The sequence below is a fragment of the Candidatus Binataceae bacterium genome, assembly GCA_035500095.1.
GTDB lineage: Bacteria > Desulfobacterota > Binatia > Binatales > Binataceae > JAKAVN01.
In genome coordinates this window covers 83,029-98,631 of sequence record DATJXN010000022.1, presented here as the reverse complement: position 1 = coordinate 98,631, position 15,603 = coordinate 83,029, and the positions used below count along the sequence as shown (strand labels likewise).

Annotated in this window: 17 protein-coding genes; 3 read left to right on the top strand and 14 right to left on the bottom strand. The window is 65.3% G+C overall.

Features of this window, described 5'->3' with window-relative positions; genetic code table 11:
* Window positions 1-169: 169 nt before the first annotated feature.
* The 3 genes from rplS to VMI09_03545 all read right to left on the bottom strand — a co-directional run bounded on the left by rplS (window position 170) and on the right by VMI09_03545 (window position 2,451).
* A complete protein-coding gene (rplS, locus tag VMI09_03555; GenBank protein HTQ23745.1) occupies window positions 170-511 on the bottom strand; it encodes a 50S ribosomal protein L19 in 342 nt (113 codons plus the stop codon).
* A 631-nt stretch (window positions 512-1,142) separates the two neighbouring features.
* A complete protein-coding gene (locus VMI09_03550) occupies window positions 1,143-1,511 on the bottom strand; it encodes a hypothetical protein (protein ID HTQ23744.1) in 369 nt (122 codons plus the stop codon).
* Between the two features lie 364 nt (window positions 1,512-1,875).
* Entirely contained in the window at window positions 1,876-2,451 is a 576-nt protein-coding gene (locus tag VMI09_03545; protein HTQ23743.1) for a hypothetical protein, read from the bottom strand.
* 484 nt (window positions 2,452-2,935) lie between these two features.
* Here VMI09_03545 and VMI09_03540 point away from each other — a divergent pair, with 484 nt between their 5' ends.
* From VMI09_03540 to VMI09_03530, 3 genes are read left to right on the top strand one after another with little or no spacing between them, the layout of a single operon-like run.
* The gene (locus VMI09_03540; protein HTQ23742.1) at window positions 2,936-3,508 is read left to right on the top strand and encodes a hypothetical protein; all 573 of its coding nucleotides are present in this window, start codon (window positions 2,936-2,938) and stop codon (window positions 3,506-3,508) included.
* Window positions 3,509-3,513: 5 nt separating this feature from the next.
* Window positions 3,514-3,735, top strand: coding sequence for a hypothetical protein (locus VMI09_03535; GenBank protein ID HTQ23741.1), 222 nt, complete (start codon window positions 3,514-3,516; stop codon window positions 3,733-3,735).
* A 21-nt stretch (window positions 3,736-3,756) separates the two neighbouring features.
* Window positions 3,757-3,924, top strand: a complete 168-nt coding sequence (locus VMI09_03530; GenBank protein ID HTQ23740.1) for a hypothetical protein — start codon at window positions 3,757-3,759, stop codon at window positions 3,922-3,924.
* 93 nt (window positions 3,925-4,017) lie between these two features.
* Here VMI09_03530 and VMI09_03525 read toward each other — a convergent pair whose 3' ends face one another.
* The 11 genes from VMI09_03525 to VMI09_03475 all read right to left on the bottom strand — a co-directional run bounded on the left by VMI09_03525 (window position 4,018) and on the right by VMI09_03475 (window position 15,489).
* Window positions 4,018-4,575 carry an RNA methyltransferase gene (locus tag VMI09_03525; protein HTQ23739.1) on the bottom strand — a complete coding sequence of 186 codons (558 nt, stop codon included), beginning with the start codon at window positions 4,573-4,575 and terminating at the stop codon, window positions 4,018-4,020.
* 20 nt (window positions 4,576-4,595) lie between these two features.
* On the bottom strand, window positions 4,596-5,282 hold the full coding sequence (gene trmD, locus VMI09_03520) for a tRNA (guanosine(37)-N1)-methyltransferase TrmD (protein ID HTQ23738.1): 687 nt from the start codon (window positions 5,280-5,282) through the stop codon (window positions 4,596-4,598).
* A 13-nt stretch (window positions 5,283-5,295) separates the two neighbouring features.
* Window positions 5,296-5,904, bottom strand: coding sequence for a ribosome maturation factor RimM (gene rimM, locus VMI09_03515; protein HTQ23737.1), 609 nt, complete (start codon window positions 5,902-5,904; stop codon window positions 5,296-5,298).
* A gap of 29 nt (window positions 5,905-5,933) precedes the next feature.
* A complete protein-coding gene (locus tag VMI09_03510) occupies window positions 5,934-6,170 on the bottom strand; it encodes a KH domain-containing protein (protein ID HTQ23736.1) in 237 nt (78 codons plus the stop codon).
* A 23-nt stretch (window positions 6,171-6,193) separates the two neighbouring features.
* On the bottom strand, window positions 6,194-6,439 hold the full coding sequence (gene rpsP / locus VMI09_03505; GenBank protein ID HTQ23735.1) for a 30S ribosomal protein S16: 246 nt from the start codon (window positions 6,437-6,439) through the stop codon (window positions 6,194-6,196).
* 28 nt (window positions 6,440-6,467) lie between these two features.
* Window positions 6,468-7,805, bottom strand: a complete 1,338-nt coding sequence (ffh, locus tag VMI09_03500) for a signal recognition particle protein (protein ID HTQ23734.1) — start codon at window positions 7,803-7,805, stop codon at window positions 6,468-6,470.
* 312 nt (window positions 7,806-8,117) lie between these two features.
* Window positions 8,118-10,652: a DUF2330 domain-containing protein gene (locus tag VMI09_03495; GenBank protein HTQ23733.1), complete on the bottom strand. Its 2,535-nt coding sequence runs from the start codon at window positions 10,650-10,652 to the stop codon at window positions 8,118-8,120.
* 138 nt (window positions 10,653-10,790) lie between these two features.
* Window positions 10,791-12,881, bottom strand: a complete 2,091-nt coding sequence (locus VMI09_03490) for a YCF48-related protein (GenBank protein HTQ23732.1) — start codon at window positions 12,879-12,881, stop codon at window positions 10,791-10,793.
* A 93-nt stretch (window positions 12,882-12,974) separates the two neighbouring features.
* Window positions 12,975-13,838: a sigma-70 family RNA polymerase sigma factor gene (locus VMI09_03485; GenBank protein HTQ23731.1), complete on the bottom strand. Its 864-nt coding sequence runs from the start codon at window positions 13,836-13,838 to the stop codon at window positions 12,975-12,977.
* A gap of 119 nt (window positions 13,839-13,957) precedes the next feature.
* Window positions 13,958-15,190 carry a YifB family Mg chelatase-like AAA ATPase gene (locus tag VMI09_03480; protein HTQ23730.1) on the bottom strand — a complete coding sequence of 411 codons (1,233 nt, stop codon included), beginning with the start codon at window positions 15,188-15,190 and terminating at the stop codon, window positions 13,958-13,960.
* Window positions 15,175-15,489, bottom strand: a complete 315-nt coding sequence (locus VMI09_03475) for a magnesium chelatase domain-containing protein (protein HTQ23729.1) — start codon at window positions 15,487-15,489, stop codon at window positions 15,175-15,177. The genes VMI09_03480 and VMI09_03475 overlap by 16 nt, the downstream gene beginning before the upstream one ends.
* Window positions 15,490-15,603: the final 114 nt, after the last annotated feature.

Below are 15,603 nucleotides of genomic sequence, written 5' to 3'. Positions count from 1 at the left end.
CTCACCACTCGCTACTACGACCGCCTCGGAGTGCCCAGACTTGCCCAGTAACCTCAACCTTCCGAACCGCCGGATGCGGACCCGCATGTCCGGTGGTGTGGCAGGGGAGTAGCGCTGCGGCGCTACCCCCTATGCCGATTGATTGCCAGGGTTGCGGCTTCCGCGTGGTTCAGGCCGAAGCGACGCGGGCGGCCTTGCCCGAGAGTTCGCGCAGGTAGTAGAGGCGCGCGCGGCGCACGCGGCCGCGGCTCAGGACCTGGATCTTTTCCAGCCGCGGCGAGTGCAGCGGGAAGATGCGCTCGACGCCGATCCCGTACGAAATCTTGCGCACGGTGAAGGCCGCCCGGTTACCTCCCCCGTTGATCTTGATGACGACGCCCTCGAAGGACTGGATGCGCTCCTTTTCGCCCTCGACCACCTTGACCTGGAGGCGCAGGGTGTCGCCGACGCGAAATTCGGGAAGGTCCTTGCGCAGTTCACGCTCTTCCAGCTTGCGGATGATTGCATTCATGACGGGATGATTCCTTGAGTAGAGCCGAAAAGCTTACCCTAAGCTCCGGCGTGACTCAATCTCCCCGACAGTCGGACGCGCGACGAAAGAAACGCCCTAAAGAATCCGCCGCCCGGCCGACAGTGCGACCGCGGCGGGATTCAAGCATCTAGAACGGGCAGTAGGCCCCCGTGCCGTTTACGGTGCAAGTCCCGATCACCCCGAACGAGAACTGGTCGCACCCGTCTCCACGACACGCGATGGCATTGGAGGCGGCGTCTACGTAATCGGCGCCAAAAAAGTTGGAGTTCAACAATGACTGATCGACGAGATTCGCTGGACCGTGATGATGCGCTGGGAAAAAGTCTTCGACATCGCTCTGAAAGAACCTCTGACCGGAACACGAGCTCAAATTGGTGCATTGCGGCATCAGGTTCAGAAAGTAGGTGCCAGGACCGAGCGTTATTGGCGCGGGCAGCGTCACGTGGACCGTGTATTCAGTCAGGCCGAAACCGGAGCGGCCCGTCTTCGATAATGTCGCGCCGTTCGCGCCTGCGAACGGGAGTGTTCCCGCGATTCCAGCGCTGGTCCCTCTCCATATCGACCACCCGGCTTTCTTTGGTAGATGGGTGCCGGTGGTGCCGCTAGCCGCTTACTGAGTGGTGAGAACGTTGGCCAGCAATCCGCTGACCTGCCAGGTATGGCCCGCAGGTACTGAGAAGGGTGTGAATATCTGCGACAGCGAAACGATGGTGTCGTTTTCATTGGTCAGACCGTTCGGATTCGAACCTGAGACATCGAAATCGCCGCTGTAGTAAAGACACGGGCTGCAATACACCGGCCCCGGTGCCAGAGGACCTTCTTCAATCCCGGAATCTGGCGCGGCAGCTGATTCGGGCGGCGGAGCGGAAGGTCCAACGTAGTCTCTGACGGTCGCTGGAACCGACTGCGCCCACCCCCGGCCAGCACCAAAACCCATCGTCAAAATAACCCCCACCAGCAAGGCGGCGAGGGCAAACATAGCCCGGCCCGCAGACGAGTGCACATGCTTAGCTTTACCATTTCCTTCCCACACTGTTTCACTTTGTTCTATCTCTCTCTTCTGTTGTCGAGAGTCTCAAGACTTTAACATCGTGTGGACATTCTAAGGCAAGGAATAAAGAATTTCATATCGTTCGGATGCTTTTCTTGGCGGCTTCAGACTCCAGAAAGAGTCGAAAAGCGGCGGGAGGCGAGCTGGCGCGAGTCAATCTCAGTCGGCGCCCGGGCCCGCGCGAAAGAACGTCGAAGAATCTGCTCGACCTCCGGATTGGCATCTTCTCAAAAACGAAAGCCGCGGCGCCCAGAGGCGTCGCGGCTTTCCGGTTGCGCTAAGCACGCCCGGATCAGTGCAGCTTTATCGTGCCGATAACGCTGCCGAGAATGGCAGCATTCGAGTCCCTGCTGCCGCTGACGTTTCCCGAGCCAGTGGCGTTGTGGAAGGTCCCCGTCGAGTTGTTCGGGTCGACAAAATAAACGCCGTTCACGACGTCGGCAGTAGCGGTGGTACCGGTGGGCGTGGGAGACGCGCACAGAGTTCCGGTGAAGTTGAGCACCACCGTGTCCGCCGGATTCGACGATGACACGAGCGTTGCCGTTCCATACGCGGCGGCGCAGCCGCCGCTGATTACCGACAAATCGGTCGCGACTATGGCGGTGTACGTGACAGCCCCTCCCATAGCGGCACAGGTGCCATGGCCAGAGATCGGTGTACAAGAGCAGCTATCGCTCCCGGGGCAGAGCATGTTGCCGGTGGCTACACTGCAGTCGGGCGTGCCCGTGACCCTGGTACCTTGGCCGAATGCGCGGAAGTTGGCGGCAGGAGCGGCGGAAACCGTCGTCGCCGACGCGGCGAATCCCAGAAATGCAATCGCGGCCACAACCAACCCGTAGCTGGCGTTGCGAACCAATGGCGATCCCATATTCCTTTCCCCCCGTGAATATTCGTTTTGTGAATCAAAGTCGGCGTACGCGCGAGACCCTAGCATCGTGTGAACGTTTTAAGCAAGGCATAAAGAATCCGTATCGTGCGGAGGCTTTTCTTGGCGGCATCGGACTCCCGAAAGAGTCGAAAGGAGATGGTATGAAAGTTTGATGCAGACAAGGCAGCGATCAAAATTGCCGCAGATAAGACAAGGTCAGCCAAGGGTTCGCGCTATCGAGATTATTCTGACGTGAATTTTCACGCGAATTCTTCGACCATGTTCGTCCTATCGTAGAACCGCGGATTAGTATCGTGCGTGACGGCTCCGACCAGGGCTGCCTCAGCCGGCGCGACTGGCCGGTGCGAGTCTGAAGTTGTTAACGAAACTCATTATATTGCGGGGCTGCGCACGTTCGCCTCATCGCTCACCGGGCGAAACGGTCCACGCGGTCCGTATGGCCCGTCGGAGTGTCGCAGCGCTTGTGACCACAATCGTCTGGATCGTGTCGTGCGGGCCCGCCTTCGCGCATGCGATGAGCGCGTGCACGAACCCGATCGTCGCCTGTCCGTGCGCAATAAAGTTCGCCGGCGACTACGCCATTTCCGGCCCCGGTCTGATCGCCACTCCGCCCGGCGATTGCATCCATGTCAACGTTCCCGGCGTCATCCTGGATCTCGGGAGCACTACGCTCTCCACGTCGCCGGCAGGTTCAGCGAGCGTCGGCGTGCTGGTGACGGCTGACGCGGCGGGCGCGGTTGTCCGCGGCACTCTCGACGCGCCCGCGACGGTCACGGGGTTCGGCACCGGAATCGAAGTCGACGCACCTGGGGTGACGCTCGAGAACCTGGCCGCGCAGACCAACACGGTGGGAATCCAGATGCAGGGAGGGGCGGGATATGGCACCGCCCTCGCCGCGAATAACAGCGCACGCACCGGCATCCTGATCAACGGTCCCGCGCCGGGGCCTTACCTCGACGGCGTCAGCGTCGATGGCACGCTGGGCTTTGCGGGAATCGAACTCAGCGGCGTGCAGGTGCGCTTCTCGTCAACCTGACGGTCATGGGCAGCGCGACCTACGGCGTCTGGCTGCGCGCCTCTTCACGCAACGTGATCGCCAATTTCAGCGTGTCGCGCAACACCAACGCCGGAATCTATCTCGGATGCTTTCGCAGCGGCGGGCTGCTTGGCAAGGCCTGCACGGCCGACCCGCCGGTACCGCCGAGCAACGGCAACATTCTGGCTTCGGTGAACGATCCGAGCAGCGCCGACGGACCGAGCTAGCCCGATCAGGCCTACGGCATTGTGATCGCGGCTGGCAACGTGAACAACCGGATCGTCGGCGTCGAAGCATCGGGCAATGGCAACGGGAGTTTCGGCGTCGACGCGCTCGACGGCAATCCGAACTGCGCGGGCAATCTATGGAGCGGCAATCAGTTCGCGACCACGAGCCCGCCGGGCTGTATTCATTAGCCGGCGCGGGCGGGCGCTTCGCGCCTGATCGTCCGGCGGCGGTTGAGCAGCAACCTGTTCATCGGTACCGCCGTTACGATCATCGAGAGCGGCTCAGCGGCCGCGCAGGCGGTCGAGAATGATGCTCGCGGCCGCGCGCACCGACAGATGATTGTAGTTGCCCACGCCCCGAATTGCTTCGAGCGCGAGGTCGGCGCGCTCGCGCGCCGCCGGCGCGAGTCCGAAGCCGGTGCCCAAGATTATCAAAACCGGCGCCGCGTCCTTTTCCGCCATCCGCTCGCGCATCGCGCTGAAGCTTACGCCGTGCGCTTCGCGTGCCGAGGTGTGAATGATCGCCGGCCGCCGGCCCGCGGCGCGCTCGGCCGCGGCCACCGCCGCGTCGAGGTCGGGCACGATCTCGATCAGGTCGAGCGCCTCTAACCGGCGCGAGTCGAAGGCGCGGCCGTAGCCGATGCGCCAGTGATCGATCACGATGCGCGCGAACTCGCGCTGCTCGGCAACCGGATGGACGACGTAAAAGGCGTGCACGCCGAAGGTGCGAGAGGAGCGCGCGATATCGTGGAGGTCGAGCGAAGTGATGGCCGAGGTGATAATGCGGCCGTTGCGGTCGACGACCGGATGATGGAGCAGCGCGAGGAAGATCTCAGCCAAGGTGTGGTGCCCGACGAGCGTCAGGGGCGGCGGCGTTTGAGCAGGTCGGGGCGCCGGCGTGCGGTGCGCTTGAGCGCTTCGGCCTCGCGCCACGCGCGAATCTTCTGATGGTCGCCGCTCAGCAGCACCTCGGGCACGCGCATCCCGCGAAACTCCTCGGGGCGCGTGTAGTGAGGATATTCGAGCAGGCCGTCGGCGAACGACTCTTCCTCGAGCGACTCGGGATTGCCGAGCACGCCCGGCACCAGGCGGGCAACCGCCTCGGTCAGCACCATCGCGGGCAATTCGCCGCCGCTCAGCACGTAGTCGCCAATCGAGATTTCCTGGTCGACCGCGCTGCGCACGCGTTCGTCGACGCCCTCGTAGCGTCCTGCGATCAGCAGCAGCCCCGGCCGGCGCGCGCCGAGCTCGCGCACTATCGATTGGTCGAGCGGCTCGCCCTGCGGCGTCAGCAGCACGCGCCATAGTCCCGGATGCGCATCGAGCACGCTTTCGATCGCGGCGAAAAGCGGCTCCGGCCGCAGCACCATTCCGCTCCCGCCGCCGTATGGCGTATCGTCGACCTGCCGATGATTGCCGAGCCCGTGATCGCGAAGCGCATGGGCCTCGATCGTAAGCAGGCCGGCCTTGAGCGCGCGTCCGACCATCCCGGGCCAGTTGGCGGCGGCGAACAGTTCCGGGAAGAGCGTGATGACGTGGAATTCCATCGATTGGCGGCCGCTAGTCCAGGAGTCCCGGTACCGCTTCGATCGTAACTCGCCGCGCCTCGAGATCCATCGCCTTGACCACGTCGCTGATGACCGGCACCAGCACTTCGCGCTCGCCGTCGCGGACCACCCATACGTCGTGCGCGCCGGTCGCGATGATGTCCTCGATCGTGCCGAGGCGCCGCCCGTCGGTCAGGATCACTTCCGCGCCGGCGAGCTGGAAGTAATAGAACTCGCCCTCGCCAGGCGGCGGCAGGTCGGCGACGGCGACCATCACGGCGCCCCCGCGGAGTGCCTCGGCCGCGTCCGCATCGACGATACCCTCGAGCATGACCCTATGATTGCCGGCGCTGAGCGCGCTCGTGCCCAGGATTTTGAATTCGCGCCGTGCGCCGCCCGCGGTTTCGACAAACAGCCGCGCGACCGCACCGAGCGTGGTCGAAGCAGGGTCGTCCGTGCGCACGCGGATCGCGCCGTGCAGGCCGTGGCTGCCGGCTGCATAGCCGACACGCAACATCCCGTCGGCGGTCGCGCGCGCGAGCGGACGCTCGCGCTTGGCGCCCGCGGCCCCGACCGGCGCGGAGCGCCGGTCGTCTAGCAGGCGCGCTCGGCGATTGGCCATTCGATCGTAGCTTGCTTTTTTCGGGCGGACTACTTGTCTTCTATGATTTCAAGGACGACCTTGCGATTGGTCCGCGAGGCCACGGCGTTCAATATCGTCCGGATCGATTTAGCCGTGCGCCCCTGCTTGCCGATCACACGGCCCAGGTCTTCCTTCGCCACTCGCAGCTCAAGCACCGAGGCAGTATCGCCCTGGGTCTCCTTGACCTCTACCGCATCGGGGTTGTTGACCAATTGCTGCGCCAGGAACTGTACAAGCTCCTTCATGGCTGGCTCCTAGAGCGGAAGATTTAGGCAGTGCTGGCTGCTTGCACCATGAGCTTCCTTACCGTCGGGGAAGGCGTTGCGCCGGAGCCCATCCATCGTTCGGCCTGGTCCTTCTTCAGTGAGACCTTGGGCGGATCGAAAGACGGGTCATAGGTGCCGATCTCGGCAACACAGCGGCCGTCACGCGGCGAGCGGCTGTCCGCAACCACGATACGGTAGAAGGGTCTCTTGCGGCTGCCATGACGGCGCAAGCGGATCACAAGTGCCATAGACGGTTAAACTCTCCTGACGGGTATTCTAGCTCCCAATGCCCAGGCCGCGCATCATGCCCAGGGCCGACCCCTTGGTGAACTTTTTCATCATTTTGCGGGTCTGTTCGAACTGTTTGACAAAGCGGTTGACGTCCTGGACCGAGGTTCCGCTGCCGGCGGCGATGCGCGCGCGGCGCCGCCCGTTCAGCACCAGGTGGTTGTTGCGCTCCTGCACGGTCATCGAGTCGATGATCGCCTGGATCCGCATCAGCTCGCGCCGGGCTTCCTCGGAATCGGCCTGGCCGGCGATTTTTTTCAGTCCCGGAATCATCCCCAGCAGATCGCCGAGCGAACCCATCTTGCGCAGCGTCCTCAGCTGCTCGGCAAAGTCGCTGATGGTGAATTCGTTCTTCTTGAACTTGCGCTCGAGTTCCTTCGCCTTGGTCTGGTCGTAGCTCTGCTGCGCCTTCTCGATCAGCGTGAGCACGTCGCCCATTCCAAGAATGCGCGAGGCGAGGCGGTCGGGATGGAAAACCTCGAGCGCCGCGAGCTTTTCGCCGGTGCCGGCGAACAGGATCGGCGCGCCGGTGACCGCGCGCACCGAGAGCGCGGCGCCGCCGCGCGCGTCGCTGTCGAGCTTGGTCAGGACCACGCCGGAAATCTTGAGCTGATCGTGAAAGCCCTGCGCGACGTTGACCGCGTCCTGCCCGGTCATCGCGTCGGCGACGAGCAGGATCTGATGCGGCTGGACGGCGGTGCGCAGGCGCGCGAGCTCGTCCATCAGCTCCTCGTCGATCTGCAGGCGGCCCGCGGTATCGAAGATGATGGCGTCGTAACCGGCGGTTTCGGCGCGGGCGAGCGCGCGGCTGCCGATTTCGATCGGGTCTTCAGTCTCGCGCGTCTCCAGTACCGCAACTCCAATCTGCGCGCCGAGCACACGCAACTGCTCCATCGCGGCCGGCCGCCTGACGTCGGTCGAGACCAGCAGCGGATGACGCTTGCGCTCGTCCTTGAGAAAGCGCGCGAGCTTCGCCGAGGAAGTGGTTTTGCCCGAGCCCTGCAGCCCGACCATCATGATTTTGACCGGCGGCTTGACCTTGAGGTCGAGCTCGCGGGTGCTGCCGCCCATCATCTCGCGCAGTTCGATCGCGACGAAGCGAATGAAGTGCTGCTCGGGCGTCAGCGACGCCATCACTTCCTGGCCGAGCGCCTTGTGCTTGACGTGATCGATGAAATCGCGGACGACGCGGATATTGACGTCGGCCTCGAGCAGCGCGAGCCGGACCTCGCGCAGCGCTTCTTCGATATTGCGCTCGGTGACCCGGCCCTGGCCTCTGAGTCTCTTGAAGACTCCTTCGAGGCGATCGCTTAACGTGTCAAACATGGAGCAGGGTGATGAGACGCCGTCGGCGGAGTTGGGTTTGCAGCGATGTACCGGCCCGGATGATCAAAGTTAGGCGAGCGTCCGGCCCAAGTCAACAAAAGCGCTAAAAACATGGCTTCGCAGGGGCGTTTTCCGCGTGGTCTCGGCGTGGCAGGTTTGGGCTCCAGGAAGCGCCTGTAATCGTATGCTGGGGGCAGCGCGAGCATCGCGGAGGCTAAACTCGCGCGGCCCCAGGTGCTCCGAGGTAGCGGGCCGAGGACCGCAGATTGGTCCCGCCTCCATCGGGGCGCCCGTCGATGGAGCGCGCGTGACTCAGTTCTGTCCGGCATTCCACAGATGCCGCCACCATGGCTGCGGGCGATCTTCGGGACTAAGTCCCGCCTCCCGCAGCACGCTCGCAAGGTCCCATCCGGTAAGATCGGCGAGCGTGGCGGCCTCGGCTTCATGCCGGCGCCGGAGCTCCGCGAAGTAGGCCGGCGCGGCCGAGCATGAGTCGGACGATCCGGTCCATGGATGCCGGATCACGTACCGGGCCTGGAAATTCTCCTGGTCCTGCGTCTGCTGGAAGGCGAGGTCTTCGGGGAAGGTATCGGCCGAATAGCGGACGTGCAGCCGGGTCAGGATCACTTGTGCCGGGCCCGGCGCGGGGATCGGGAAAATCCGCGACGTCCCCGGGTTGATCATCGGCATCCTCGGTTGCGGCACGGCTTGCGGTCCGTCGTCGAGCCAGAAGACGCCGAGCTGGCGCAGTTCGTCGCGGCTGAGCGGCGGCGCCGCGCACGGATCGCAAAACGACATGTTCCACACGTATTCGGTGAACACGGTGCGCATCTCGTCCCGTTTGACCTGCTGGTCGAACGCCGCCTGGTAGAACTTGTCGAACTTGTTCTGCACGAACTCCGGCACGTCCATCCCGCTCGCCATCTTGACCGTGCGATAGTTGGTGGTCTCGACGCGTCCCTCGCTCGAGAGCGCATACACGATCAGGTCCTGCGGGCCGTTCGCATTAATCATCCCCAGCCGAATCGGCAGCATGAACTTCGGCGACTCGAAGGCGAACTGGATCGGGCGCAGGTAGCTGAGCCCGGTGCGCTGATGCTCCTTGAGATTGACCCGCGCGACGAAAAACTTCATCCCCTGCCGGATGTAAGGCGCGAGCGCGGCATTGAGCCCCTGCGGAATGTTGTAACCGCTTTGGCGCAGCCAGGTCTCGAGGCCGTCCGATTGCGTCGCCGAGAGAATCACGATGTCGTACTCGCCGACCGTGTACTGCTCCTCGATCGTCACGCCGAGCGCCTTGGCGTCCTTGCGCGCGGCGGCCATGTCGAAGGCCATCCCGGCCACCGCCGCGGCGTGGTTTTGCAGGTTCATCTCCGACATCGGCAGCGCGCACGGGCTGGGGTCGTAGTATTCGACGAGGCGCGGCGCGCTGTAGCTGTCGATTCGCTGGAACAGCTCGCGGTTTCCGATATGGATCTGCCCCTGCTGCAGGACCACCGGCACCGGGATGACCAGCGCGAATTGCTCGGGTTCGCCCTGGTAGTCGTTCATGAGGCTCAGCACGGTGCGATCGCCGTCGCGCACCATCACGACCTGCGAAGCATGATTGTAAAGCTGCGCGTCGGCGCGGCCGACGTAAAAGCCGCAGAACGCCCTGGCCTCGGCCGGTGGCCATAGCGCCAGCGCCGCCGCGGCCGCGAGCAGGACCATCACCGCCCTACGCGGCGCCGGTCTCAGTCCGATAAACCTTGATGCGATAAGTCTTGATGCGATAAGTCTTGCGGCGATACGTCGAAGTCCCGTTTGAGACCGCGGCTGATTTGCGGATACGATCCGGCCCATTGATACCTCGTCTGTCGGTGATGTTTTCGTTTGCATGATGCCCTCGTTCGCCATGATGCCTTCTTTCGCCATGATGCTCTCGCCCGCATTGATCACTGCGTTTTCATTGATGCCCTCGTTTGCATTGAGGCGTCCGTGCAAGGACGTCCAATCGAATTTGGGCGCCGGCCAGATCGCGTCCCACACCGCGACCATCGGAGCCGCGACGAAGAGCGCCCACAGCACCGCATTGGTGCGAAAGAGCCCGAAGCCCCAGGCGTAGGCGATCGCCGCGACCAGCGCGGCGTGGGCGGCGCGGCCACGCGGATGGCTCGGCGTGGTGATCGGATCGGAAATCATGAAGAACGCGAATAGCAGCAGCGCGCCCGAGCCAAGCTGATGCGTCCAGACCGCCCATCGCTGGCCGAGCCAGGCGACGCGCGCGGCCAGCGCGCCGAGGTAGAAGCCGAGGAACATCCAGCTTATGTCCGCGCGACGCGCGCGGCTCGTAACCGTCGCGCCCAGCACCACCAGCCATCCCGCGAGTGCGACATCGCTGCCCCATTGGCCGGGCGAAACCCATGCGCCTGGCAAGGTCAACAGCGCGACCGCGACGCCGAAATTGGCCGGGTTGAACAGATGCCTTCCGCGTACGCGCAGGAGGAACTTCGACGCTATCGCAAGCGCGGCGGCCGCAGGCTGCGCCCACAGGTTGTCCGCGCGCAAAAGCAGCGTGAGGCTAAGCGCCGTGATCGTGGCGCTGAGCAGGGTCGGCGCGGCTTTGCGCGTGAGCCGGTCGAACAATCGCTGCGCGCCAAGCGCGGCGGCGAAAGTCAGCGCGATTTGCGCCGGACGGAGGCAGAAGTCGCGAAAGCAGGCGCCGGCCAGAAGGAGCGAGCCTAAAAACGCGATCTGCAAAACCCGCGGATCGCGCGTAACTATCGCCCGCGCGCGGGCGAAGAGCGCAAATCGCGGCGCTAGCCGGGGAACCGAATCATCGGCAATAGCGATCGCGTGTGGTCCCATGTCCTCCGTTTCTCGGTACTTGGAACGGAGGAGGACACGATCGTTTGCAGGATTTTTTTGGACGGGTTTTTACGGCGGCCGGATTCAGGCCCTGGCCCCGATAAAACCTTCAGCCCCGTCGGCGCCCCGGAGGGCGGGTCAGTTGACCTTCTGCCAGTTGCTGCCGCCGTCGAAGGTGCTGTAGGTCGCGCCGCTTGCGGTAAAGATAGTCGCGACGTCCTTGCCGGGGGCGGTGATTCCGATCACGTCCGAGGTGGTCGGCGAGCTGATCTGCGTCCAATGCGTGCCGTCGGTGGTTTGCAGGATCACGCCCTTGCGCCCGACCGCCCAGCATACCGTGTTCGAGGGCGCGACACCCGCGAGCAATTCCGCCTGCACGCCGGTGTATTGCGGAGCCCAGCTCTTGCGATCGTGGGTTCCATAAATAACCCCGTCGCTCTGCAACGACCAGAAAGCGGAATGATCCGCCGACGAAACCAGGACGGCGTGCGGTGCGACCGGGATGCCGGGAGCGATTCTTGCGGCCGCAGGTGCAATAACCGCAGGGCGCTCGGCCATCGCGATTTCATTACCCGCGCGGGTGTTGCCTACCGACGGTTGCGGCCGCGGCTGCGGGGGCAGGTTTTCAGCTCGCAGCATAGCCGTCGATTGCGGCGCCGCTTCGGTTGCGGGGGCCGAGGACGCGAGAGCCGATTTGGCCTGCGCCTCGCGCCGCGCCTCGTCCATCCGGCGCTTCAGATCGGCGTCGCGTTGCGCCTGCTCCGCCTTGCGCGCAACTTCCGCGCGCCGCGCCAGCTCAGCTTTCCTGGCGGCTTCGGCCTGACGGGCAGCCTGCGCCTCCTGTGCCGCTTTTGCTTTCCGAGCCGCATCGGCCTGCTGGGCGGCTTGCGCCTGCCGCTTGGCTTCCGCCTCTTGTGCCGCTTTCGCCTGTCGTGCAGTTTCCGCTTGCCGCGCCGCTTCGACCTGACGCGCCGCCTCTTCCTGCCGGGCCAGTTCTGCGGCGTGCTGCGCCTTGGCGAGTTGCGCCTTTGCCAGTTCCTGTTGCGCCAGCTGATCCTGCGTGAGCTGTTTCGGCGCTTGCTGCCCTGTCTTTAGCGCCGGGGCATTGGCGCCACTGGCCGGGAGTCCCGCCGCGGCGCTTTGAGCCGCGGCCTTTGCGGCAGACTCGGAAGCAGGCGTCGCCGATGCCTTGTCCGCAACTATTGCCGCCGTTCCGGCCGCGGCGATTGTGCTGGCGGCGACGGCCGCGGCGTCCTTGCCCGCCGATGGTTGCACCGCGGCCGATGTCGGGGGTGTCGCAGGCGGGACCGCAGCGGGCGCAGGCGCGGAGGTCCCAGACGTTGCCGCGGGCGGCAGGGGCGTTACGGCGAGCGCGCCGAGCGCGGCGGCCGCTTGCGCGGCCGCTTCGGAGCCGACTCCATTGCGGTTATTGTCCGTCGGCGGCGCTGCCGACAGAGTTTCCTGTTGCGGCGCTTCGCCGGCTGAGGACGCGTTGGAAGACTGCTGCGCCGTCGATTGCGGTGTTGTTCCGGCGATGCCGCCGACGACGCTGCCGGCCATCCGCCCATTCGTTTTATCTGCCGCGAGCGGGGGACTTAGTGCTGCCGCCGCGGGAGCGTGCCCCGTCTTTGGCGCGGCCGCCTGGGCGCGGGTCAGCGATTTTTTATCCAGCGTGTTGTCATTGAGCGCCAACTCGGCGTCGCTCGGCGGTGAAGACCCTGGATGCGCCTTGTGACGATGAGGCCGCGCGGGCGCCGGGCTCATGGCGGCTACCTGCTCGCTCTTGCGCCCGTAGGTCTTCTGGTAGACGCGCATCCCGGCGACCACGCCAACCGCGAGCATAGCGGTGACCGCCGCGGAGACTCCGGCGATCCGCCATGCGAGGCTGATTTGGAACCATCGCTGGCGGTCGCCTGGCGACTCGGCCGCCGCTCTGCGTGCTGCGGCGGCAGCGAAGGCGCCCGCCTCGGAAGTGCTATCGAGCGTCGGCGCCGCGCGCAGCAGCGCGGCGAGCGTGCCCTGGCATCTCGCGCACCCGGAGAAGTGGTCCTCCAGGCGCGCGCGTTCGACCCGGCTGAGCGCGTATTCGTAGTACGACGCGATCGCGTCGGCGGAGGGGCACTCGGCGCTTGAGGGGGCGCCGTCCTCCTCGTCGCCGGAGCCGCGCGAGGCGGCAAGGGCGACCCTTACCGCGGCCGCAAACCGATCGTCTAAATCTTCGAGAGCCAAGCCCCAACTCCCTCTTGCCGGAAAATCCCGCGAATCGCACCTACCCCGATAATTGGAACGGGCCGGCATCAAAAACGTGCAGCGTGCGCCGCATCATTTTGACTCCGAAAGCGCGCGTCCCAGGTCGAACGGCCACTGTTCCGATGCGTAATCATAACACAGGCGGATTTGTTCTTCGCTCAAATGCTGCTCGCGGCGCAACCATCTCTCCACACGCCGCTTGAGCTCGCTGCGGGTCTGCTGCAGCCTGCGCGACACGCTGGAGGGATGCTCGTTCAGGACCCGGGCGATCTCTCTCAGTGTGAGGCTTTCCAGGTAGTAGTAGCCTAGGCGCAGCCGGTCGCGCGGCTCGAGCGCGGCGAGCGCCTCGCTGAGCGCCATGCTGAGCGCGCTCACGTAGCGGGCGCGATCGGGGTCAGACGGATCTCCCTCCGTCGCAGGCTCGTTCGGACGGCTCTCCAGCGGCCTGGTCCGGGCTGCCAGGCGCGTCAAATCAACGAAGCGGCGCGCCAGCACCGCGTGCAGCCAGGTCGCGAGCGCGCTGCGCCCGCCATAGTAAGCCAGCAGCGAGCGGCGCTCCTCTGAGCGCGGGTTGGCGCCGTAGAGGTCCGCCCACAGCGAATCAGCAAGCTCACGCGCCGCGGCCTCGTCGCGGGTAAGCGTATGCGCCGCGGCATAGAGCACGGGTCGGTACTTTTCGATGAAGCCCTCCCACGCGCGCTCGTCGCCATTGGCGCAGGCGCACGCGAGCACCAGGTCGTCGGCGCGCAGCGCATCGAGGTATTCGTCGATCGCGGCCGGCTGGGCGTCGGCATTCCAGGAGTGCACGCTGCGGTAGAGCGCCGTGCCGAGGTCGGCCGGGCTGAGCCCGAAGGCATCGGCGCTGCCGCGCCGATGCAGGCGCAGGATCGCCTGGGCGTGCGAGATCAGGAATTCGGCTAGCGGATCAGTCGGCATCATGGACCGCCGCGGCGTGTTCGGGGCGCCGCACGCGGTTTAAGCAGGTATAGCGAAAAGCGGCGGGATGCCGAAGCTGTAACGAAGGGCGGAGCGCAGAAGCGAAGAAAGAAGCTCGCCTAGGCGGCGGGACGGTCGAGCGAACGGTACCGGATCGCCTCGCTTACGTGGCGCGCCTCGATCGGTTTGCCGCCGTCGAGGTCGGCGCAGGTCCGCGCGACCTTCAGGATGCGCGTGTTGGCGCGCGCGCTCAGCCCCAGCCGGTTGATCGCGAGCTCGAGCAACCGCTCGCCCGCGGCCTCGACCTGGCAATGCTGATGCAGCTCGCGCGCGCCCATCTGCGCATTGCAGAAGATCCGCGTGCCCGCGTAGCGCGCGAGCTGCACCCCGCGGGCGGCGTTGACCCGTTCGCGAATCGCCGCCGAGGTCTCGCCCGGAGTGCGCGCGGTCAACTCGCGATACTTGACCGCGGGAACCTCGACGTGGATGTCGATCCGGTCGAGCAGCGGGCCCGAGATGCGCGATCGGTAGCGCTGAATCATCAGCGGCGCGCAGGTGCATTCGCGCTGGCTGTCGGTGAAAAAGCCGCACGGGCAGGGATTCATCGCGGCGACCAGCATCACGCTCGCCGGAAACGTCATCGTGCCCATGACCCGCGCGATGGTGATGCGATGGTCCTCGAGCGGCTGGCGCAGGACCTCGATCACGTTCTTGCGAAACTCGGGCAGTTCGTCGAGGAAGAGCACGCCGTTGTGCGCGAGGCTGACTTCGCCCGGGCGCGGCACCGTGCCGCCGCCAATCAGACCGGCGTCGGAGATGGTGTGATGCGGGGCGCGGAAAGGCCGCGTCGCGATTAGCGCCCGACCGTCCATCAGGCCCGCCACGCTGTGCACCTTGGAGGTTTCGATCGCCTCGTCGAAGGTCGTGGCTGGCAGGATCGTCGGCAGCCGCTTGGCCAGCATCGTCTTGCCCGACCCCGGTGGCCCGACCATCAGGACGTTATGGCCGCCGGCGGCGGCGACCTCGAGGGCGCGCTTGGCCTGCTCCTGCCCGCGCACCTCGCTGAAGTCGACGTCGTAGCAGCTTGCCGCGACGAACAGGTCGTCGACGTTGGAGGAGTAGGGCTCGAGCTCGCGCAGTCCCTCGAGGAAATCGACCGCCTCGCGGAGCGTTTCGACTCCCAGCACCGCCGTGCCGTTGCTGGCGACCGAGGCCTCGGCGGCGTTTTCGCGCGGCAGGATGATGCCGGCGTAATGTTTTGCGCGCGCCAGCAGCGCGCTCGGCAATGCGCCGCGGATTCCCTTGATCCGGCCGTCGAGCGCAAGCTCGCCCTGGATCAGATGGCTGCGCATCCGTTCGGTGTTGAGCGCGCCGCGGCGGCGGCCAGAATCGCGAGCGCGATCGGGAGATCGAACCACGAGCCTTCCTTGCGGGTGTCGGCGGGCGCGAGATTGATCGACATCTTGCGGTTGGGAAACTCGTAACCGGAATTTCTGATCGCCGCCTTGACCCGTTCCTGCGACTCGCGCACCGCGCCCTCGGCGAGGCCGACGGTTTTGAGCTGCGGCATCCCGCCCGAGATGTCGACCTCGACTTCGACCGGGAACGCGTCCACCCCGGCAAGCGCGCTTGAGAGAACGCTGGCTGACACTGGCCGCTATACGCTCCGTCGCTGTTTCATCGCTTTTTTCAGCCGGAGCAACAGCGATACCTAATACATGCTGATGACGACGCGGGTGCAATAGCGCTTTCGGCCACTGCGCGA